General features: G+C 46.6%; 17 protein-coding genes. 10 read left to right on the forward strand and 7 right to left on the reverse strand.

The genetic code is table 11. From position 1 onward, the window contains the following. The first annotated feature begins 33 nt into the window (after positions 1 to 33). Positions 34 to 210, forward strand: a complete 177-nt coding sequence (locus tag ACYVD4_RS01830) for a hypothetical protein (protein WP_460941910.1) — start codon at positions 34 to 36, stop codon at positions 208 to 210. A 38-nt stretch (positions 211 to 248) separates the two neighbouring features. Here ACYVD4_RS01830 and ACYVD4_RS01835 read toward each other — a convergent pair whose 3' ends face one another. Next, positions 249 to 1,625 (reverse strand): MATE family efflux transporter, encoded by a 1,377-nt coding sequence (locus tag ACYVD4_RS01835; RefSeq protein WP_460941911.1) that lies wholly within the window; start codon positions 1,623 to 1,625, stop codon positions 249 to 251. A gap of 129 nt (positions 1,626 to 1,754) precedes the next feature. Between ACYVD4_RS01835 and ACYVD4_RS01840 the strand changes: the two genes are divergently transcribed. The 4 genes from ACYVD4_RS01840 (at position 1,755) to ACYVD4_RS01855 (ending at position 5,685) form a co-directional block, all read left to right on the forward strand. Next, positions 1,755 to 2,549: a DUF4290 domain-containing protein gene (locus ACYVD4_RS01840; RefSeq protein WP_460941912.1), complete on the forward strand. Its 795-nt coding sequence runs from the start codon at positions 1,755 to 1,757 to the stop codon at positions 2,547 to 2,549. Between the two features lie 113 nt (positions 2,550 to 2,662). Beyond that, on the forward strand, positions 2,663 to 3,970 hold the full coding sequence (gene murA, locus ACYVD4_RS01845; protein ID WP_460941913.1) for a UDP-N-acetylglucosamine 1-carboxyvinyltransferase: 1,308 nt from the start codon (positions 2,663 to 2,665) through the stop codon (positions 3,968 to 3,970). 186 nt (positions 3,971 to 4,156) lie between these two features. Continuing rightward, complete coding sequence (locus ACYVD4_RS01850) at positions 4,157 to 4,804, forward strand: DUF305 domain-containing protein (protein ID WP_460941914.1); 648 nt, start codon at positions 4,157 to 4,159, stop codon at positions 4,802 to 4,804. A gap of 68 nt (positions 4,805 to 4,872) precedes the next feature. Further along, positions 4,873 to 5,685 (forward strand): bacteriorhodopsin, encoded by an 813-nt coding sequence (locus tag ACYVD4_RS01855; protein ID WP_460941915.1) that lies wholly within the window; start codon positions 4,873 to 4,875, stop codon positions 5,683 to 5,685. Between the two features lie 25 nt (positions 5,686 to 5,710). Here the strand turns inward: ACYVD4_RS01855 and ACYVD4_RS01860 are convergent, their stop codons facing one another. Beyond that, positions 5,711 to 6,280, reverse strand: a complete 570-nt coding sequence (locus ACYVD4_RS01860; RefSeq protein ID WP_460941916.1) for a hypothetical protein — start codon at positions 6,278 to 6,280, stop codon at positions 5,711 to 5,713. A 212-nt stretch (positions 6,281 to 6,492) separates the two neighbouring features. On the opposite strand from ACYVD4_RS01860, the gene lpdA reads away from it, so the two are divergent. Beyond that, positions 6,493 to 7,893, forward strand: a complete 1,401-nt coding sequence (lpdA, locus tag ACYVD4_RS01865; protein ID WP_460941917.1) for a dihydrolipoyl dehydrogenase — start codon at positions 6,493 to 6,495, stop codon at positions 7,891 to 7,893. A gap of 68 nt (positions 7,894 to 7,961) precedes the next feature. Here lpdA and ACYVD4_RS01870 read toward each other — a convergent pair whose 3' ends face one another. Further along, positions 7,962 to 11,276 (reverse strand): tetratricopeptide repeat protein, encoded by a 3,315-nt coding sequence (locus tag ACYVD4_RS01870; RefSeq protein WP_460941918.1) that lies wholly within the window; start codon positions 11,274 to 11,276, stop codon positions 7,962 to 7,964. A gap of 138 nt (positions 11,277 to 11,414) precedes the next feature. Between ACYVD4_RS01870 and ACYVD4_RS01875 the strand changes: the two genes are divergently transcribed. Then, positions 11,415 to 12,779, forward strand: coding sequence for a M28 family peptidase (locus ACYVD4_RS01875; protein ID WP_460941919.1), 1,365 nt, complete (start codon positions 11,415 to 11,417; stop codon positions 12,777 to 12,779). Positions 12,780 to 12,836: 57 nt separating this feature from the next. Here ACYVD4_RS01875 and ACYVD4_RS01880 read toward each other — a convergent pair whose 3' ends face one another. The 4 genes from ACYVD4_RS01880 to ACYVD4_RS01895 all read right to left on the reverse strand — a co-directional run bounded on the left by ACYVD4_RS01880 (position 12,837) and on the right by ACYVD4_RS01895 (position 18,296). Continuing rightward, positions 12,837 to 13,988, reverse strand: a complete 1,152-nt coding sequence (locus ACYVD4_RS01880) for a BamA/TamA family outer membrane protein (RefSeq protein ID WP_460941920.1) — start codon at positions 13,986 to 13,988, stop codon at positions 12,837 to 12,839. Between the two features lie 92 nt (positions 13,989 to 14,080). Further along, positions 14,081 to 15,751, reverse strand: a complete 1,671-nt coding sequence (locus tag ACYVD4_RS01885; RefSeq protein WP_460941921.1) for a hypothetical protein — start codon at positions 15,749 to 15,751, stop codon at positions 14,081 to 14,083. Positions 15,752 to 15,828: 77 nt separating this feature from the next. Continuing rightward, positions 15,829 to 16,320, reverse strand: a complete 492-nt coding sequence (locus tag ACYVD4_RS01890) for an NADH-quinone oxidoreductase subunit C (RefSeq protein ID WP_460941922.1) — start codon at positions 16,318 to 16,320, stop codon at positions 15,829 to 15,831. Positions 16,321 to 16,331: 11 nt separating this feature from the next. Next, on the reverse strand, positions 16,332 to 18,296 hold the full coding sequence (locus tag ACYVD4_RS01895; RefSeq protein ID WP_460941923.1) for a M1 family metallopeptidase: 1,965 nt from the start codon (positions 18,294 to 18,296) through the stop codon (positions 16,332 to 16,334). Between the two features lie 141 nt (positions 18,297 to 18,437). On the opposite strand from ACYVD4_RS01895, the gene ACYVD4_RS01900 reads away from it, so the two are divergent. The 3 genes from ACYVD4_RS01900 to ACYVD4_RS01910 all read left to right on the forward strand — a co-directional run bounded on the left by ACYVD4_RS01900 (position 18,438) and on the right by ACYVD4_RS01910 (position 21,504). Then, positions 18,438 to 18,929, forward strand: a complete 492-nt coding sequence (locus ACYVD4_RS01900; protein WP_460941924.1) for a DinB family protein — start codon at positions 18,438 to 18,440, stop codon at positions 18,927 to 18,929. A gap of 159 nt (positions 18,930 to 19,088) precedes the next feature. Next, positions 19,089 to 20,681 (forward strand): N-acyl-D-amino-acid deacylase family protein, encoded by a 1,593-nt coding sequence (locus tag ACYVD4_RS01905; RefSeq protein ID WP_460941925.1) that lies wholly within the window; start codon positions 19,089 to 19,091, stop codon positions 20,679 to 20,681. A 52-nt stretch (positions 20,682 to 20,733) separates the two neighbouring features. Then, positions 20,734 to 21,504: a LuxR C-terminal-related transcriptional regulator gene (locus ACYVD4_RS01910; RefSeq protein WP_460941926.1), complete on the forward strand. Its 771-nt coding sequence runs from the start codon at positions 20,734 to 20,736 to the stop codon at positions 21,502 to 21,504. Positions 21,505 to 21,572 lie beyond the last annotated feature (68 nt).

The raw sequence follows: 21,572 nt of genomic DNA on the forward strand, positions 1-21,572 counted from the left end.
CTTGAGCAAGCACAATATGCACGGCTCCAAAAAATGGCTTCGCTTACCGAAGTAGAGATTTTTAATGAACCCTACGAAAACTGGTACATCTTTTCTGTTGAAAAAGAGAATTACACTACGTTCATGGACCACCTCGACCGTGAGGGGCTTGCCTATGAGCTCACAACGAATCGTCCGAGTCGTGATGAGTTACTGGCGAGTATGCGATAGACTCTAGCGTAATTCTGACAGCCGGAGTCTGTCAGTGACTATTGAATACCCAACTGGCTAGGTAGTACGTTCGTGGTACGTGTAACTTTTCGGAAGAATCGCCAGGTTAGTAAAAAAGCCGCTAGCGTGAGACCCGTGAGTAGTCCAATCCAGACGCCAATGGCGTCCATTCCGACCGGAAAAGCCAATACGTAACTCAGCGGCAGCGCAACAACCCAATACGAAAATAATGAGATTACAGTCGGTACGTTTACATCGGCCAACCCCCGTAAACCGCCCAGTGCTACGACTTGGACACCATCGGAAAGCTGAAAGAAACCTGCAACAATCACCAGCGAAGCGGCAATCTGCATAACCGCCGGGTTATCACGAATATAAAGCGTTACGAGCCAGTTGTTTGCCGTCAGAAAAATCAGGGCAGCTACGCTCATAAAACCGATAGAAAGAACAAAAGCAGCTACTCCTGCCCGCCAGATTCCTTCCCGGCTATTACGTCCTAAAGCAGCACTGACCCGAATGGCAGCCGCCGACGAAATACCCGTTGCCATCATATACGTAACGGAAGCCATATTGATAGCAATCTGATGCGCTGCTAATTGATTCTCGCCCAGCCACCCCACAATCACGACGGCCAGCGCGAACGTAGCAACTTCGAAAAAGAACGTCAATCCGCCCGGAATACCTAAACGTAGAATAGTCCAGGCTTCAGTATTAGTCGGCTGCTCCCGAAATTCAACTTTTAAATATGGCTGAAATCGATTGGCCCGGTAAATATATACTAGCATGGCTACGGCCATAAATGCCCTTGAAAGTAACGTAGCAGCGGCTGAACCCATAAGGCCAAGCTCTGGAAATGGCCCAACGCCTTTAATCAATACGTAGTTAAGCAGTGCGTTGACCAGCAGAGCCGATAACGTAATGCTCATGGCCACGCGCGGATAACGTAGTCCGTCGCACAATTGGCGAGCCGCCACAAAAATCAGCAGCGGGAAGAGCGACGTGCTCAGAATAAGCATAAAATCGCGAGCCAGCCGCGTTACGTCGGGGGTTTGTCCAAATAAGCTAAAATTAAAGGCAAGTATTGTTGATAAACCGCCCAACAAGAAACTTAGCAGAAAGGCAACACGAATGCCCGCTCGGAAAAGCCGGTTGATGGCCGCTGAATCTTCCTGACTCAATGATTTTGACACTAGTGCCGCCACTACCGAAAGCCCTCCAACGCCAATACTTGACATCAGAAACGACAGCGAATTGGCTAGTCCGGCGGCTCCCAAAGCTACAGAGCCAAGCAATCTCCCAACGAACAGATTATCAGTGACCCCCATAAGCACGACGCCTAACTGGGCAATAATAATCGGAACACTAAGTCGGATGGTATCGGCAAATTCAGAACGGAACGCAGAAAATTTAGTCAATGACCTATAGTTGATGATTGGGGGCAAAGGTAATGCTTTCGGAGATGATTAACTGACAAGAATCGACTGCCGACTATCGCGTGTTTTTTTGTACTTTTGTTTTCTTATTTTATAAATCAGGCAAAGCCTTTGAAAGAATACGGCAGCAGTATCCAAAAGCTGGTTGACAACATGGTCAACATTGAAGATCGGGAAAAACGTACACGCTACGCACACATCCTGATCGAATTAATGCGGCAGATTCACCCCAACATGAAAGATGGGCAGGACTACTATAATAAGTTGTGGGACGACCTTTATATCATGTCTGACTTTACCCTGGATGTAGACAGTCCTTACCCGCCCCCTTCAGAAGAAGCACTGGGAAAAAAGCCGCAGCGGGTTCCTTACAATACGCACCATCTGAAATTTAAACACTTTGGCCGTAATGTAGATTTACTAGTAGCAAAGGCAGTTGCGCTGGAAGATCAGGAAGAGCGTCGGGCGTTTGTATCGTACCTGACCCGGTTAATGCGTACATTTTATCAGGCCTGGAATAAAGAATCGGTTGAAGACGAGACGATTTACCAAAGCTTGATCGAACTTTCGAGTGGTAAACTTTACGACGATATCCAACTTATTCGGGAAGAAGGACTTGTTGAATCGACTCCGCGCGAACGTACTGGTGATCAACCACAACGGATCAACAATACAAATTACCGGAACGATCGCGATGGCCATCAACGCTCAGGAAATAACCAAGGTCGCCCGAATGGACAGGGTGGTCAGCGTAATTTCAGCAATCGTAACGGCAATCAGCAACGTTCGGGCAATAATAACAACCGTAACGATAACAACCGCAACGACGGTTCTCGCAACTACGGTAACCAGCAGCGTTCGGGCAACAATAACAACCGTAACGACGGCCCACGCCGGAGACGATAGTTTTCTCGATAAACAGTGGTTAGTGTATAATGAATAAAGCTACCAACGTAGCATCTCAACATTATACACTAACCACTGTTTATTATATATTATTCATCATTCATTTTCCAGAAATGGCATCCTTTCAAATTACAGGCGGACGTCCGTTAAAAGGTGAACTCATTCCGCAAGGCGCAAAAAACGAAGCCTTACAAATTCTTTGTGCCGTATTGCTCACGAAAGAACCAGTTACTATTCATAATATTCCGAGCATTCGGGATGTCAATCAACTCATTGATTTACTGGGAGATTTAGGCGTCTGGGTTACTAAAATTGGTGGAAACTCATATCGTTTTCAGGCCAGTGATGTTAATCTGGATTACCTCGATACCGACATATATAAGCGTAAAGCAGCGGCACTACGTGGTTCCGTAATGCTACTTGGCCCGATGCTGGCACGCTTCAAAAAAGGACGCATTCCCCGGCCCGGTGGCGACAAAATCGGCCGTCGGCGATTGGATACACACTTTCTGGGCTTCGAGAAATTAGGTGCTCAGTTCAACTACGATGCCAACGATGGCGGTTATTATCAGGTAGATGCCAGCAATTTGCGTGGTACGTACATGCTGCTTGACGAAGCGTCGGTAACCGGTACGGCCAACGTATTGATGGCAGCTGTGATGGCCGAAGGAACGACCACAATTTATAACGCAGCCTGCGAGCCCTATCTGCAACAGTTGAGTAAAATGCTTAATTCGATGGGGGCCAAAATTTCGGGCGTTGGCTCGAACCTGCTTACCATAGAAGGCGTATCGGAACTGAACGGTACCGAGCATACGATGCTTCCTGATATGATTGAAATTGGCTCGTTCATTGGCCTGGCCGCCATGACACAGTCCGAAATTACAATCAAAGACTGCCGGATTCCTGAGCTGGGTATTATTCCCGATCAGTTCCGTCGATTGGGTATTCAGATGGAATTCCGGGGCGACGATATTTTTATTCCGGCACAGGAACGCTACACAATCGAAAGCTTTCTGGATGGCGGCATGATGACCGTTGCCGATGCCCCCTGGCCCGGTTTCACCCCCGATTTGCTCAGTATTGTGCTCGTAACGGCGGTTCAGGCGCAGGGAACATTACTGATTCATCAGAAAATGTTCGAAAGCCGCCTGTTTTTCGTTGATAAACTAATTGATATGGGCGCGCAGATTATCCTTTGCGATCCGCACCGCGCCACGGTTGTTGGTTTAAATCGTCAGGTGCCCTTGAAAGGCATTCGTATGTCATCGCCGGATATCCGGGCGGGTGTGGCTTTGCTGATTGCTGCTCTATCGGCGCAGGGAACGAGTATTATCGACAGCATTGAACAGATTGATCGCGGTTACCAGAACATCGATACACGTCTGAACGCCATTGGCGCCGAAATTATCCGGCTCTAGCAGATTAGTAATCTTGATAAAAAAAGACAGGTGATATCACCTGTCTTTTTTGTTACGTCTGGTTCCAAAATACGTCTTTACAAAATGTAACTCTTTAGGCAACTAAACCTTCTGCCGCCATTTTTGTCTTTAGTATATAAATCGTTTCAGATTAACGTAATAACGCCAGCATTAATCATTACACGAATGAAAACGCAACAATTCAATCTATCCATCTGGGCTTTGGCTGCCCTCGTGTCAACGGCCTCGCTAAGTGCTTGTGCTCAGGCCACAACAGGTGCTGCTACGTCGAATGCGCAAGCCAGCGACCCTGCCAAAACATCGCTCATTCAGCCATTGCAACAAACCATTACAAAGATGAAGAAACTCGTTGCAACCGGCGATCCTGACTTTGACTATGCTTATCAGGCAAAACTACATACCCAAGGCGTACAGGATTTGCTGAAACAGGAAATTCAGAGCGGAAAAGATACTACGTTGCAACGACTGGCAAAAACGATGCTTCCCGTTGCCGATAATGATGTGACTTCAATTGACGGTACGCTAAAACAATTGAAGCCAACCCGTCCGAATCAGGCGTTTACGCAACAGCAAAATCGTAATATCGAAGCCATGAGCCTTAAGTTGCAGCAAACAGGATCGAGCGATAAACTGACGAGTAACTTAGACAAAAATTTCTCTACGTTGCTGCTCGACCAGCGTCAGGACGCTATTGACATGGCCACTACGTATCTACAATACGGTAAGAATGAAACGCTACGTACCTACGCGCAACAACTCATCGATAAAGCCAAAAAAGATATGGAGCTGGTGAAAGCGGCCATGCCTAAATAAAATAACCTTTATGCCTTAAATGCAGTAATGGTAGTATATTCAAACCTACCATTACTGCATTTTTCTTTATGGACGTAGCAAATACGTTTATTCCTACGGCGGGCACCGCAGGCCTGATGGCCATGATTACGTACTTTTTCTTACAGGTGGCTATGTACGTGTTTCTAGCCAGTTTTATCTTCTCACTAGCCTCCCGCGATCATTTTCCTTCCGAATTCCGTTCGTATTTTCTCCTGACAACACTGGCTTCGGGTATAGCCGGAATGGCCTATTACCAGATGCAGACGTACTACGTTACGTCATTGTCTGACTTGGCGACAGTAAATGACCAAAACGACCGACAAACGCTTTTTCGCGAAACCTATAATGCAGTTGGGCAGTATCGCTACATTATCTGGTTCATTATATCACCGCTGGTTATCATACAGCTTCTTTCCTTTCTGAGGGTTTCATGGGAACGTATCAGACGGCAGTTAATCGGGCTGTTGATAGCTGCTACGTTACTGTTTCTGTCGAGTTATATTGGTCATCAGCAACTTTCGTTCGACAATGAGGCTCAGACTACTCCTAAGCTGATCTGGGGTCTGATTGCCGCTATCGACTACGTGTTTATCTTTTTCTCGTTAAAACGATTTTGGGGGGAAATTCAGAACGAACTGTCAGCCAGCTTCCAACAGACATTTCGGTTGGGAATGCGGTTGCTGCTTTCCGTTTGGGGCGTTTATCTGGCAGGTTATTTTCTGACGCTCCTACCTATTGACTTTAACGGAATTCACTTACTGCTTACCCTCGCCGACCTTGCTGGTATTGTGGGAATGGGCGCCCTATACTACGTTACCGGAAAAGACGGTCATAGTAATATCCAGCGTAGTGGTTTGTAAATAGATGCAGAGGAGAGCCACTACGTTATTGCACTTGCCCTTCGACCAGAAACTCGTTTTTGTCGAAATAAGGTAACTTCTGATAACCCGACAATGTATAACGTTTCACGCGCCACTCACGCCCGGAAGCCAAGCCACTTTCGAGCACTAGGTGCCGTTCTGAGGTATAAAGTGGATTGCTGGTCTGCATAACGGCTTCTATTCGGCGCGGTTGGCGAGTCAGTGAATCGAGTGCTACAGTAAGCGACCGAACGGCCAGATGATTTTCATCACCTTTTACTACGTACTGATACGTCAGCGAATCAGGTCGCAAAATGGTGTAACTACTACGTAATGCGGGCTTGTTGATATCAGCCTGTACAAAAAGTTCAAGCTCGCGTTCCCAGTTTATAGCGCGGGTTTGCTGCTGATTTCGGTCATTGTTAATCGAAACGGTTTTGTTGACGAGCGGTTTGTGCGCCGACAAAGCGGCCATCTGGCCTTTTACAAAGCTTACTACGTCGTAATAAACCGGCGTCTGGTTCTGTTGAGCCGGATTTGTACAGCTACTAATAAATACCGTGAATACACCGAAAAATACAGGTAAAAAACGCATAGGTAGAGCGAAAACAGCCGCAAAACGCGGAGACTTTACAGAATCACCAACACGTTTTTTTTAAAATCGGTTTAGCGAATGAAAATCTAAACCAAATTTGCATTTTGTTTCGGCAAAAGATGTTAGACAGATAGGGAAGTAAACGTACTCCTCTGGTGTCTTTCCACTGGAGTCGCTTGTTTTTCTTCTTCGTTGCCTTTTTATCAAATTCTATGGAATACGACGTAATTATGATTGGCTCGGGCCCGGGTGGATATACCGGTGCGATTCGTTGTGCACAACTCGGACTTAAAACGGCCATTATTGAAAAATACCCGGCGCTTGGCGGTACCTGTCTCAACGTTGGCTGTATTCCGTCGAAAGCGTTGCTCGATTCGACGGAGCATTATTACAATGCCGCTCACACGTTTGCTGAGCACGGCATTAAGCTGAACGATTTACAGGTCGATCTGGCGCAGATGATTGCCCGAAAGTCGAATGTGGTTGAGCAGACAACCAAGGGCATTACGTTCCTGATGAAGAAAAACAAAATCGACGAGTACCACGGCGTCGGTTCGTTTGTTGACGCACATACGGTGAAAATCGCCAAAAGTGACGGCAGCGAGCAGACCATCACTGGTAAAAACATCATCATCGCTACCGGCTCGAAACCATCCTCGTTCCCATCGATGCCTATCGACAAAAAACGGGTTATTACGTCGACTGAAGCGTTGAATCTTCAGGAAATTCCGAAACACCTCATCGTAATTGGTGCAGGGGTAATCGGTGCTGAATTAGGTTCGGTTTATGCCCGGATTGGTGCGAAAGTATCGTTTGTGGAGTTTGCCGATTCAATGATTCCAACCATGGATAAAACCATGGGGAAAGAACTTCAGAAGGTCGTAAAAAAACTCGGTGCCGATTTCTATTTCAGCCACAAAGTGACGAAAGTAGAAAACAAAGGCGACGAAGTGATTGTAACGATGGATACCCCAAAAGGCGAATCTACCACCCTAACCGGCGATTACTGTCTGGTATCGGTTGGCCGTCGTCCGTATACGGATGGGCTAAATCTGGAAGCGGCTGGTCTGAAAACTGATGATCGCGGACGTATCGAAGTTGACAACCATCTACGTACCAGCGTACCACACATCTACGCCCTAGGCGACGTAATACGCGGAGCCATGCTGGCGCACAAAGCTGAAGAAGAAGGTACGTTCATCGCTGAAACCATTGTCGGCCAAAAACCGCATATTCACTACCGGCTGATTCCGGGCGTTGTGTATACATGGCCCGAAGTTGCTTCGGTGGGCTATACCGAAGAAGAAGTAAAAAAAGAAGGAATTCCGTACAAAGTCGGCTCATTCCCCTTCAAAGCACTGGGCCGCGCTCGCGCAAGTATGGACATTGACGGGCTGGTTAAAGTGCTGGCGCATAAAGAAACCGACGAAATTCTGGGCGTTCATATGATTGGTGCGCGCGCTGCCGATATGATTGCCGAAGCTGTAACCGCTATGGAATTCCGGGCATCGGCCGAAGACGTAACGCGCATGTCGCACGCGCACCCGACTTACACAGAAGCGTTTAAAGAAGCCTGTCTTGCCGCTACCGACAACCGGGCTATCAATATGTAATCTTTTAACAGCCTACGTTTTAAAGAAAAATGCCAGGCTACAGTGAGGTAGCCTGGCATTTTTCTTTGTTAACAGATATCGGTTAAATTATACTGTTCAACTAAGTTGTGGAGCCGCGCAGCTTCCCATGCCTTTTTAGCCTGGCAATATCGCTCCTGACGAATAAGCTTATCAGTTGCTTGTTCGGCCCAGTAATAGTATGTAAAGCCAATTGAATACCGATCATTAATCTTATGGTATAACTCGATGGCTTCACTATATAATCGATTACCTGACTCGTTGTCGGATTGATAAAAAGCAATATCACCTAAGCTTTTAAGGCAACCCGCCTGCCCTACCATGTCACCCATATGTTGATAAAGTGGTTGGGCCTGTTGGTAATAGTGTAGAGCAACTACACTATCGGACTGACGAAAAGCAATATCACCCAGACTTTTCAGACAGCCTGCCTCTCCTAATGTAGATCCGACTTGTTGATACAGAAGTTGGGCTTGTTGATTATAGTGTAGGGCCGAATCATTATCCAATTGACGAAAGGCTATTTCCCCTAGGCTATACAAACAATTAGCCTGCCCTAGTACGTCCTGTAGCTTTTCGTAGAGAAGTTTTGCTTGCTGATAATATTGTAAAGCAGAATCATTGTCAAATTGGCGAAAAGCAACATCTCCTAAGCTATTAAGACAGTTTGCTTGCCCTAGCGCAGAGCCCACTTGTTGATAGAGAAGTTCGGCCTGCAGATAGAAATCCAGAGCAGAATCATTGTCGGATTGGCGAAAGGCAACATCTCCCAAGCTACGTAAACAGTTAGCCTGTCCTAGTACATCCTGTAACTGTTCGTAAAGGAGTTTTGCTCGTTGATAATACTCTAAGGCAGAACTATTGTCGGATTGACGAAAGGCGACATTTCCCAAACTAGTTAAACAACTGGCTTGTCCCAGTATCGACCCAATCTGTTCATATAGTGGTTGAGCCTGTTGATAATACTGTAAGGCTGAATCATTATCAGATTGCCGAAAGGCAACATTCCCCAAACTAGTTAAACAACTGGCTTGCCCCAATATCGATCCGACCTGCACATAAAGCGGTTGGGCCTGTTGATAATAGTGCAGAGCTGAATCATTATCGGATTGACGAAAAGCAATATCACCTAAACTTTTAAGGCAACCCGCCTGCCCTAGAATCGACCCAATCTGTTCATATAGCGGTTGGGCCTGTTGATAATAGTGCAGAGCTGCTATACTATCCGACTGGCGAAAAGCAATTTCCCCTAAGCTATATAAACAGTTAGCTTGTAAACCCTGCCATTGGTTGCTTTCAGCTTGTCTAGTTGCAGTATGCAAAAAATCTACCAAATACTGGCCACTGAATAACGAAAACAGGGTCAAATCGGTTAGTCCGTCAATTAGCCAATCTGAATACGGATAGCTTGCGAAAATATGGTTCAGAGTAAGCCATTCGGCCTGAATTTGGTGATAAGCTCCTTCTTGTGATGAAACTCGTTGGCCATTTCCAGCCGCATTTTCCACAATTTTACGTACAACAATCTCTAAAAAAGAGGTGGTTGGCGTAAACTTTCGATTAATAACGTCACGTATTGGTGCTAAAACACGTACTCTTCCCGAAGTATCCTCTTCTGCAAGGGCAACACGAAGTAAGGAAATCTGGTCGTCTTCATTGTCGGGGAAGGCGTCTTCCCATACGTTTCTAAGAATACCATCGGGCAACCAACATAAGGCTTTAAATAATTCACGTGCGTTATCATTAAGACGAGGGCTATCAAATGAAAGTAATATCGAGACTTCCAGATTCAGCTCTTTATTAGCATCCTCTAGTTTTAGTAAATCTGTTTTACGCTTTTCCCACTTCTGTTCTAAGCTGCTCAATCGCTGTTCATCTTTGGCTCGTTCAGCCAGCAGAGTTACAGCCAGCGGCAAATAGTCGACCGCACGCAGCAAACGAGATAAAGCTTCATCTGTAGCAAACTCATCGCCTGTTAGGTTCAGAAACAGTTCTTTAGCCTGTGTCGCAGTCAGAGGGTGTATTACTATGGGCAGCCAACCCAGTTGTGTACCAGGCACCGATTTACCCCGATACGTAATAACCATACGTAGATTTGGCAACGCTTTTAACCTGCCAAAAATGGTAGCTGTTGATGCGCTTAAATTCTCCCAAAGCGTTTCGGCATTATCGAAAACCAATAGGGCGGGTTCTTCTGCAAAAAAAGACTCTACCTGTTGCTGAAGTTCCAGATCACGGCTTGGCTGCAAACCAATTGTATCCAGTATCTGTCTCCAGAGAATATCAGGAGACGTAATCCCGTTGCAACGTATAAAATAACGTCTCTCACCAAACTGTATAGCTGTTTTACGATGATAAAGCACATTGAGCACGGTATTGCTTTTGCCGATACCGGCACCGCCCAGCAAGGCTACTGGCTTTGTAGATGCTCCAACAACTAGCTCTACTATCTTCTCGATAATATCACCCCGACCAACATTATCAGGAAGAGCCGGGAGGCTTTTAGGAATAGGCAGCGGTTTGGGTAGTTGATACGCCAGTCCTTCCAGAAATGGCGCTAAATCACCATAATTACTGCCATAACTAACCGTCTGAATTTTATATCCTAATTTCTGGTGTTCCTGTCGAAGGTTATCAACCTCTGACTCCCGCACAATTCGAAAGACCTGTGTGGCTGACAGGTATTTCCGCGACCATGTAAGTAATCGACTGAAATTAGGATCTTTCGTACTGTCGCCAAACCCAACGAACACAACATTATACCGACTGAACAATGATTGTTCGGCAAACTGGGCAAATTCCTCTTCCAACAACGTTTCATAAGAACGTTTGCCAAGAATAATAGACGATGGGTCACGAAAATGGCCATGTAAGTGTAGAATAGCCTGCTCCTGTCCATTCAAAAACCGATGAAGCTTAGCCGTATCTCGCCAGGAAATACCCGGAAGGCCAGTAATGTCTTCAAAAAGGCGGTCGTAATTGGTTGTCGCAATAGGTATATGAAGCTTTTCAAGTGCTCGGATCAACCGTTGATCTTCGGGAGAAAGTCCAGCAAATACCGTTTCCAGCCATGCCTCCATCAGACTATTTTTGATAAGATACTCCTGTATTTCATCACCAATGGTCAATAATTCATTAAGCGAAGCATTTTTTGTGGCATCAAATAATCGACAGGCTTCACTTACCTCATTATGATCGTGGCAGTGCGTACAGCAAAAGTCAACTCCATGTCGAAGCAATAATGGCCAGCTTCGAATAAGCGTATTACTGTAGGCAACACTGGCCGACACGCCTGTACCTGCTATAACAATTGCCTCTCCTTTTTTCAGAACTTGAAGTAACTCATCGCGGGAAGAAGTAGTCATTTGGCAAGGAAAGTATTTATTGTAAATATGCTCCCTTCCAGAAACTAAAACAAGTGGTACTATCTCTATGAGAGTATCGAGCTGTGAGGTAGCCGGGCGTTTTTGTATCTTGCCTTTTTAACCGATACAACCCCTATTATGAAAAAAACGATTACACTTCTTCTCATTCTTCTGGTTCACTACGTTCAGGCGCAAACCAGCGATTCTCTTACCATTCGAAAGATTTACGACGAAGCCCTTTCCAATGGAAAATCATACGAGTGGCTCCGGTATCTGACCAAGAAAATCGGGCCACGCTTAAGCGGTTCGGCGGGTGCGCAGAAAGCGGTTGACTGGACAAAGCAATTGATGGAACAACAGGGTTTCGACCGGGTTTTCCTTCAGGACGTAATGGTGCCCCACTGGGTTCGGGGAGCGAAAGAAGAAGCTTATATTATGAACGGTAAGCAGAAAACGAACGTACCAATTGCCGCGTTGGGCGGTTCAGTTGCTACGTCGCCGAAAGGGGTTCAGGCCGGTGTAATTGAAGTGAAAACGTTTGCCGAACTGCGGGCTATGAGTCCCGATAAAGTGAAAGGAAAAATCGTGTTCTTCAATCGCCCGATGGACCCAACAAAAATCAATACGTTTGAAGCCTATGCGGGTGCTGTAGAGCAACGGGCTAATGGAGCAACAGAAGCTGGTAAGCTAGGCGCTGTTGGAGCAATTATTCGTTCGATGACCAACGTTCACGACGACTATCCTCACGTAGGCGGTATGCGCTACGCAACGGGTGTGCCGCTGATTCCTACCGCAGCGATTAGCACGAAAGGTGCTGATTTGCTGAGCAAAACGCTGGCCGAAAATCCGAACGTAACGTTCTTCTTTAAACAGAACTGCGAAACCTTGCCCGATACCAAATCCTACAACGTAGTGGGCGAAATTAAAGGCAGCGAAAAGCCTGACGAAATTATTGTGGTAGGCGGCCACCTCGATTCGTGGGATCTGGCCGAAGGTGCGCATGACGATGGTGCTGGTTGCGTTCAGTCGATAGAAGTGCTACGTATCATCAAAGCGCTGGGCATCAAACCCAAACGTACTATCCGTGCCGTTATGTTTATGAACGAGGAAAACGGTTTACGTGGTGGCATTCAATACGCTGATCTGGCGAAGAAAAATAACGAGAAGCACATTGCGGCTGTTGAATCCGACAACGGTGGTTTCACTCCGCGCGGTTTTGGTATTGTTGGAACACCTGATCAACGTGCGAAAGCAATTCTCTGGAAACCACTACTTTCACCTTATGGTCTTCACGAAATTGGCGCCGGTAGTGGTGGTGCCGATATTGGCCCGCTGGCGCAGTTAGGGACGGTTCTGTTCGGCTTTAAACCTGATTCGCAACGTTACTTCGATTATCACCACACGATGGTCGATAACTTCGAAACCGTTAGTCAGCGCGAGCTTGAATTAGGCGGAGCATCGATGGCGGCACTGGTTTACTTACTGGATAAGTACGGGTTGTAACGTAGCATGGGGCAGGGATTGCTTTAACCCTGCCCCATGCTACGTTACCCATGTCACTTAAAAAGATTCTCCAGTCATGATGTAAAAACCAACTCCTTCGCGGGTTATGCCCATATCGGCACGAAGAAAAACGTCTTTTTTCTTGAATAATAGATAGCGTACGCCCGTTCCACCCGTGGGTAACAAGTGATCGAATCGAACCTGATTCACAGCAGGTGCTACGGTACCGACTGCCGCAAAAACAACCGCGCCAAATCGCTGGCTGAACGGAAACGGTAACCATCGGTACTCAATCTGTGCAGCCGCCTGAAACTTATCGCGGTAGCGGCCCATATAATAACCCCGCATAATCGTTTCGCCACCTAACAGAGCCAGTTGGTTAAACGGTACGTTGCCCGATGTCAGATTTCCGTAAACCTGCCACGCCAGCACCTGATTTTTTCGCATCGGATAGTATTGCCGCACATCAACAAACAGATTATGGAACGAAAGTGCGTTCTGGCGTGATTGTCCGTAATTCAGATAAGCGGCTTCGGCAAAAAATCCTCTCCTTGGATTTAGCGCATTAGCGCGACTATCGAATATAAATCCGGGGCCAACACCGATATTCGACGTACCCTGGCTACCCAACGGCAAATCGTGCGTCATACCCTCAGGCTGATTAAATTCGACATTACTCAGGTGCTGAAAATCGATTTCAATACCACCAAAAAAATTTGGCCGAAGCCGACGCATGGCCCGCTCACGAAACTGAATCGAAAAGGCATCGACCGTGGCCGGATGTTCTTCTTTTGTTCGCGGGCCAATACCATAATAAAGTAATGGAAACCGTTGTACGCGTCCCTTTCCCAGAAAATACCAACGGTCGTTATCACCATAAATGGTATGGTCGAGATTAAGGCCATACTGACCACGTAACGTAAAAAAACCGAACGCCTGAAGTTGACTTAGCCGATTGCGCTGTACTTTATTACGAGCATGATAGAGATAAAGGGCCGACGCGCCAAACTCAAAACTGGTTTCGGGCGCAAAGGCTATTGTCGGATAAAACGAAACGTGCGGATTTGACGAAGACGTAGTATCGTTGAAAAAGCGGTCAAGTAATCGTTTCGCAATTGTCTGTGCCGATACCTCGTTGGCTGTTAGACTTATCAATAGCCCAATCAGCCAGAACCGTTCACGCAAATAACCGACGTAAGTTTTCTGCATAGAGTTGTAAACTTCTCCATGATAACCCGAATTATCCTATATCGGTTTGTTTAAGGGTTCACTATGTAGCACTACGGTAAAAAAACGTAGCGTTACAGATTTTTATCCAACACTTTTTTGGCTTCACCAATATCGCTGGGCAACGGAGCATTACGTTTCACGATTTTCCCGGTGCGGTTAATCACCATCGCCGATAATTCGCCATCAGGACGCATTCGTTCAACGGCGTTGAACAGTTGCGAATCGGTTAGAATAAGGTGATCCCCAGACAGATTATAACGCGTAGCCAGTTCGGGCCACAGTTGTTTATTAGTATCGGGCATTGGTACGTAGATCAAGGCAAAATCACGCGCCTGATACGTATCGCGCAGGCGTTGGGCATCCTGAGCAGCCTGCCGACCAGCTTCATCATTCGGAACCATCAATACGTAAATTACTTTTCCCCGATTGGAGTTAATGACCTGATCGAACAACGTAGAACCACTACCCAAATCATTTTTCGTGACAAACACACCGGGCGAAATTTCAAGTGCAATCCCACGGTTTCCAGCACGTTGCAAGGTTTGCGTAGCTGCCCGAATACGCGCACTATCTTTCACCTCAAGACCATATAATTCATCAAGCGATTGAATAAGGACCGGATCTTTCACCTGCGGTCGGGCATAATCGTAGAGAAGCTGTGCGAAATTGAGGCTTAAACCGGGCAGTGAACTGGCCAGCCAATAAGCCGTCATATAATCGACAGCAGGGGCATCATAGGTTTGGCGCGCGCGCTCCAGCAAGGTTTCATAATTGACCAGTCGCTGCAACGTATCGGGGCTACGTTTGATTAAACCCTCAAAAAAGCGCAGATCAGAGGCACGAGCCGAGTTTTTCAGGGCATAATCGCTTAATCGCAAGCGCTCATCGGCGGTAAGATTTTTACCGTATCGTTCGAGCAACGTCGATAACACCCGCACCGAAAGGCCACTATTTCGATTACTGGACACTGTTGAACTCACCCGCTGTGATACGTAGTTAGCAAACCGGTTCATGGCCGTGGCGCGGGCCAGCGTTAGAATCTGGTCGTTGGCAGGACGTAACGAATCAATTGGCAAGTCGCTTAACTCTTCATTTTCATACGTAGCTTTATCGTAGATAAACGTAGCAGCATTATAGCGCTCCGAATAATTTACCCAGCGAGCAAGCAACGGAAACGGTTTTTCTTTAGCAACAAACGCCTGAAAAGGCGCACGATACGCACTCGCCACCAATTTATACGCGGCTTCATTACCCATACCTCCTACCCGACTCGACAGTTTTTTACCGTCGGGTTTGTTCGGAAATGAAGCTTCAAATGCTTTAAATCGGGCAAACTGCTGATTCACCTGCGCATTTACGCCACCAAATCGAAACGGAACCGACGTAGTGAACAGCGAGTCGGCATCTAGCTCAATTGTCAACGTACCGGGCGAAGCCAGAAAAGCCGTCGAAATACGTCCGTAATTGAATAGCATTTCCTCCTGCTGATAAATTAGCGGCAACGCTACCCGGAACGTACCGTCAAGATTTAGTGACGCCGGACGTACCAGCTCCCGATTTGCCTGTAAAATATTGGTGCGGCTCATTAAAACCGTAGGGGCTTCGCGATATAGACGAGCCGACAAATTCCGTATTCGGCCAGTAACAATCACCGAATCAACCGATTGGGCAGAAGACGCTACGTAGTGAAAACAACCGATAAGAAGATACAGGTAAAAAGCGAGTCGGTACAGGGTTTTCATTGTTTCAGGGGAACAGACAAAGCAATAACAAACTTAACCGCCAAACAGTCAATAAACTGAGCGAAAACGCGGTTAATTTACTTTGTTTTTATGCCGTGATATTGCTCTTCCTCCTGATAATCAACCCGAAGCGGATGGCCAACCCAATCGGCTGGCAACAAAATTCGGCGAAGGTCGGGATGATTTTCGAAATGAATTCCAACCAGATCATAGGCTTCCCGCTCGTGCCAATCGGCAGTACGCCAGATATGCGCTACGCTTGGCACCGACGGCAAACGTTTTCCTTCTGTGCTACGTGGTATTACTACTTTCAGCATTAGATTGTGTTCATACGGAATAGAGGTTACGTTATATATAACTTCCATTGTATTGGCCGTCAGTCCATTATCAATAGCTGTAACACAAGACAGTAAGTCAAAAAATAACCGCTCGTCGTCGCGCAGAAACTGGCATATATCAACAAGTTTTTCGGTAGGGGCAGTCAAATAAGGTTGAAGATTCTGGTTTGTAACCTGCAAATCAGCTCCAAATCTCTCGATGAGCAGTTCCGTGATTTCAGTAAACGTCATAATTCGTAAAGTTACGCCAGCCAGGCTAGCCACTGCATCCAGTTTTCGACCCAGAACAAAAACTTCGTCCCAAATTTAGCCGCTGGCGCTGTCGATGGTTCGAGTGTTAAGCTGTTATTGTTCAGATTGGTGTCCATGTAAATCTTCTGCTTCGGATCAACTTTGGCCCAAACCGCTCGGGCATTTTCAGTCAGTGTAAATTGCCGCTGCCGACCTTTGCCATCCCAGAACAGCATCAACTCTTTGCCATTGTCGAAATGAACTAATACGTCAACCGGCATTCGGCCATCGCCATTACGTTCAATCGTTACAGTAGATCGATACCCTCCGCCCAACTTTTGATTTCTAAGCGATGCCAGCCGATAGTCAATGACTTGTTCGCCATAAAGAACCTGTTCAAAAAACCAGTTCATATCTGGGCCGTATTTTGAGCCGAGCCGCTTCGGCACGATTTCATTGACGATATCGATAAAGTCCTGTCCACTAGGATGTTTAAATTTCCATCGAATGAAATATGTCTGTATAATTTCGTCCATAACGCTCCGACCAACCAAGCCTTCCAGCGTCCGCAGCCACGTAGCGGTTTTGGTATAGGTGAGCACAGCATACTGCCCTTCGGCCAATTGCCACGTATTGCCAAACGACGTACCAATGGCCGGATTATCCTGATGCACGTAGCTATCTCGTGAGCTTTCCAGATCGCCCATGCGAAAACCAAACAGATTCACAACCGACGAACGGGCACCATACGTAGCGTCCATAATCCGGCCTTCGTAGTATTGGTTAAATCCTTCGTCGAGCCATGCTTCTTCAAACTCATTCGTTGCCAGCAATTGCATAAAATATTGATGACCAAACTCATGCACAACTACCTGTTCGGGAAAACGCATGCCATCGGTTAAGAACGAAGCCGTTCCAGCCGTAATAAACGTCGGATACTCCATCCCGGCCGCGCCATCGGCTTTCAAGGGCGGATCAACAATGGTCAGGTTCGGGAACGGGTATTTGCCGATGTACTTGTCGAAGTAAGCGAGTGCCGCTTTAGCTGCGTCCAGATGCCGTTTTGCCTGATGCGCGTGTTCGGGCTGCATGACCAGCTCAATATCCACAGTTCCGCCCGAAGGTCGTTTCCATTTGTCGTTAGTTACCTGAAAATGAGGTGACGCTGTCCAGGCAAAATCCACTACGTCTTCGGCATGATACAGAATGGTTTTAGTGCCATTCTTGTGCATCTTTTCGGACTGAAACAAACCAACTGCGCTTACCCAATAGTCTTTCGGCGTGGTGATATTGACGTCGTATACACCGTAATCAGCATAAAATTCGGAGTGGGCATGAAACTGGTGACAATTCCATTGGCCCACTTTGGCCGGTCCGACGGGTCGGTAGCGCGTACCGGCTGATTCATACACGCCAATTTTCGGAAACCACTGACCTATCAGAAAAAAATCGTCGCTGAAACCGGTTCGGGCAAAAATCTTAGGCAGTTTAGCATTGAAGGCAATGTCGAGCACAATGGTCGCACCCGGTTCCAGCGGCTTATCAAGTGGCACCCGAATCACCGTACGATCATCTGGATTCTGATCGTCGGGCTGGATAAACTGATACACGAGCGACTTCCCCCCACGCTCGCGCATCGACACCACTTCGATAGAACCATACGGATCAATATCAGCATTTCGGTCAATCTGCGTACCACGTAGTTGCCCGCCCGATTCACGCATAAACGTAGAGCGTTCGTTCCGAAAAGCGTTGAGATACAGGTGAAACTGCAATTCACTAATGTGATCAGGCGACGCATTTCGCCAAGTCAGCGTCTCACGTCCGGTAAGTTTTTTTGCAACAGGATCGAGCGTTACGTCTATCTGATAATTCGCCAAGCGCGGACTCAGTGGCGTCGAAAAAATCGGTTTTACGGGCTGTCCAAAGCTCGTTAACGTAGTGCCAATCAGTAAGAGAAACAGCAGTTGCTTCATCAGGAATCATGTTTCAAAGCATTGTTGCAAGGTAATCCAAAATTCGTTCAACTTTTATGAACACGTAGTGAAAGCCTACTGACATAGGGCTGTCATGGTCGCCACCTACCTTTGTCTCGGACAATAAACCAGACAAATCCTATGCAACTGATTCCCCTGTTTTTGGAAGAAATGGAGCGTGAAGCCCAGACAACCCGTAAGATGTTAGAACGTATTCCGGACGACAAATACGACTGGAAACCACACGAAAAAAGCATGACCGTTCGGCAACTGGCCACCCACATTGCCAATTTGCCAACCTGGGTAAGCATGGCTATCACAACCGATGAAATCGACTTCCAGAAAACGCCGTACAAAGAGGACGAAATTAATAACACGGCTGAGCTGATGACGTATCTCGACACCTGTCTGGCAGATGGCAAATCGCATTTACGCCCCGAAAATGAGGCAATACTCAACAAAACCTGGACAATGCGTAGTGGCGATGAGATTTATGTTGAATCGCCCAAGCACGAGATTATCCGTATGACGTTTTGCCAGATTGTACACCATCGCGCGCAAATGGGTGTTTTCCTACGTCTACTAGACATCCCGATTCCCGGCAGCTACGGCCCCAGCGCCGACGGTGAGTAGGTTAAGAGAATGAATAATGGACAATGTAAAATGGATAATGTTTTGAATGACTATTATCCATTTTACGTTGTCCATTATTCATTCTGAAAGAGTTGATTTTGAGCAGAAAAACCGCCATATTCATCGGTTTATTGGCATTCCTACACGCTGCTCAAACCTATGCACCACCGTCTTTACCTACTGCTTCTATTATTTTTCACAACCGGTTTTGCTTTCGCCCAGCCCTACGACCTTGTCATTAGAAATGGTCGCGTAGTCGATGGTACGGGTAACCCCTGGGTATACGCCGACGTAGCAATTCAAAACGGACGTATCGCCCGAGTCGGAACCATTCCAGCAAGTGACGCCAAACAATCTATAGATGCTAAAGGGCTGATAGTATCGCCCGGATTTATCGATGTGCACGCCCACGTAGAAGGCAGTCTGGAAGCGCAGCCCGGTGCTCCTAATTTTATTCATGACGGTGTTACTACTGTGATTACGGGAAACTGTGGCGGATCGAGCCCAAACCTGAAAATGTATTTCGATACGCTACGTCTCCTCAAAACGTCAGTGAATGTCGGATCACTAATTGGGCATAATTCAGTACGTATGAAAGTCATGAAAATGGCTTTCCGGGAACCCACCGCCCGTGAGCAGACTGATATGGAAGCGTTGGTTGAGCAGGCCATGAAAGACGGTGCTGTAGGCATCTCTACTGGCCTGATTTACACGCCCGGTACGTATGCCCGCACGCCCGAAGTCGTGAATCTAGCCAAAGCCGCAGCGCGTTACGGCGGTGTGTATGCATCGCACATACGTAACGAAGGCCAGAACGTAAAACAGGCCGTTGATGAAGCGATTCAAATCAGCCGTGAAGCCAAAATTCCCGTCGAAATTTCGCACTTTAAAGTAGCCAGCAAACCGCTGTGGGGCAAAAGCACCGAAACCGTGGAAATGGTGGAAGCCGCCCGCCGGGAAGGACTCGACGTAACCGTCGATCAGTATCCGTATACGGCTTCCAGTACGTCGCTGGAAAGTATTTTGCCGTCGTGGGCACTCGCCGATGGCGATTCGGCGGTGCTGGTTCGTTTTCATGATCCGGCAACACGTAGCAAGATACGTAGTGAAATGCTGGACGGACTGAAGAAAAACCTGCGGAAAAATTACGAGTACGCCGTTGTTGCCAGCTACAAACCCGACACTACGTTCAACGGCATGAGTATCAGTGCCATCAATCAGAAACTAGGTCGTAAAAATTCAGCCGAAACCGAAGCCGAATTGGTAATGGAGTTGATGGAAAAAGCCAATCTGAAACGGATTCAGATGGTTTATCACACCATGTCGGAAACCGACGTAGAGAACATTTTGCGGTATCCAAACACCATGATTGCATCCGATGCTGGCGTAGCAAAATTTGGTTCCGGTATGCCCCATCCACGCGCTTACGGCACCAACGCCCGCGTGCTCGGACGCTACGTCCGCGACCGAAAGATTATTCCGCTAGAAGAAGCCGTCCGCCGAATGACGTCGCTACCAGCCCAACGTTTCCGATTAGCTGACAGAGGATTACTACGTCCAGGTTATGCCGCTGACGTTGTTCTGTTCGATGAAAAAACCGTTGCCGACCTCGCTACGTATGACCAGCCCCACGCGTACACGACCGGCATTTCCTACGTACTGGTTAATGGAACCCCCGTTATTGAAAACGGCAAACACAACGGCCAACGGCCCGGTCAATTGCTGATGGGTCCGGGTTATGGAAGTAAATAATCGGTTTTTGGAGAACCAGTCTCGCGTTTTGTAACAATTCAAGGGTTAACTAATGTCAGAAGAAAATAGCATTCAGGAAATATTTTTCAAGTTTCTCTTGCAGTATCAATTCGATGAGGAAAACGTAGATTATTCGACGGTTGAAACTCATACGAAAACGTTAAAATTATTAGCAGAGATTAGTAATTCTGGCATCAGTATTTTTGATCTTAATCAGAAACAAATTATTTTCTTTTCACCAAATTACGGAAAGTTACTAGGTTATATATCATCTGACTTTGAAGACCTGAACTATCAATTTTTTGATAGCAAAATACATCCTGAAGAAAAACTCAAGTTAGCTCTTAATGGAATCTCGGCATTCAAAATATTTAATGCTTTCTCCAGCGATGAAAAGTTAAATCATAAAGTTATCTATGAATACCAGATGTTAAATGCTGAGGATAAATATGTACGTTTAATCGAACAGTATCAGGTACTGGAATTAGATAAAACCGGACAGATATGGCTTATGCTCAGTATTGTAGACGTTTCCCCTAATCAGGAAACAGATGGCCCGGTTAAGTCTCAGTTGTTGAATTTCAGAACAGGCAATTTTGTTCCGTTCGACATAGAGCAAAAGGCAGCATTAGAATTAACTAAGCGAGAAATAGAAATTTTAAAACTGGTAAAGCAAGGTTATTTAAGTAAAGAAATCTCCGATAAACTAGCCATAAGCGTTCACACAGTAAATACACATCGGCAACGATTCCTCGAAAAATTAGGAGCAAACAATTCGTTAGAAGCCGTCATTTTTGCGTCAAAATTTGGGCTTCTTGATTAGCAATACTGATTTATCAGTATTGTAGCAGGTTGAGGTTGGAAAGACATTTGTGCGTTCTAACTTCGACA

The organism is Spirosoma daeguense, assembly GCF_054776875.1.

Bases quoted from the DNA above. Each gene is read 5' to 3' on its own strand.
- ACYVD4_RS01830 (WP_460941910.1), top strand. From the start codon at position 34: ATGGCTTCGCTTACCGAAGTAGAGATTTTTAATGAACCCTACGAAAAC.
- murA (WP_460941913.1), top strand. From the start codon at position 2,663: ATGGCATCCTTTCAAATTACAGGCGGACGTCCGTTAAAAGGTGAACTC.
- ACYVD4_RS01850 (WP_460941914.1), top strand. From the start codon at position 4,157: ATGAAAACGCAACAATTCAATCTATCCATCTGGGCTTTGGCTGCCCTC.
- ACYVD4_RS01855 (WP_460941915.1), top strand. From the start codon at position 4,873: ATGGACGTAGCAAATACGTTTATTCCTACGGCGGGCACCGCAGGCCTG.
- ACYVD4_RS01860 (WP_460941916.1), bottom strand. From the start codon at position 6,280: ATGCGTTTTTTACCTGTATTTTTCGGTGTATTCACGGTATTTATTAGT.
- lpdA (WP_460941917.1), top strand. From the start codon at position 6,493: ATGGAATACGACGTAATTATGATTGGCTCGGGCCCGGGTGGATATACC.
- ACYVD4_RS01870 (WP_460941918.1), bottom strand. From the start codon at position 11,276: ATGACTACTTCTTCCCGCGATGAGTTACTTCAAGTTCTGAAAAAAGGA.
- ACYVD4_RS01875 (WP_460941919.1), top strand. From the start codon at position 11,415: ATGAAAAAAACGATTACACTTCTTCTCATTCTTCTGGTTCACTACGTT.
- ACYVD4_RS01880 (WP_460941920.1), bottom strand. From the start codon at position 13,988: ATGCAGAAAACTTACGTCGGTTATTTGCGTGAACGGTTCTGGCTGATT.
- ACYVD4_RS01885 (WP_460941921.1), bottom strand. From the start codon at position 15,751: ATGAAAACCCTGTACCGACTCGCTTTTTACCTGTATCTTCTTATCGGT.
- ACYVD4_RS01890 (WP_460941922.1), bottom strand. From the start codon at position 16,320: ATGACGTTTACTGAAATCACGGAACTGCTCATCGAGAGATTTGGAGCT.
- ACYVD4_RS01895 (WP_460941923.1), bottom strand. From the start codon at position 18,296: ATGAAGCAACTGCTGTTTCTCTTACTGATTGGCACTACGTTAACGAGC.
- ACYVD4_RS01900 (WP_460941924.1), top strand. From the start codon at position 18,438: ATGCAACTGATTCCCCTGTTTTTGGAAGAAATGGAGCGTGAAGCCCAG.
- ACYVD4_RS01905 (WP_460941925.1), top strand. From the start codon at position 19,089: ATGCACCACCGTCTTTACCTACTGCTTCTATTATTTTTCACAACCGGT.
- ACYVD4_RS01910 (WP_460941926.1), top strand. From the start codon at position 20,734: ATGTCAGAAGAAAATAGCATTCAGGAAATATTTTTCAAGTTTCTCTTG.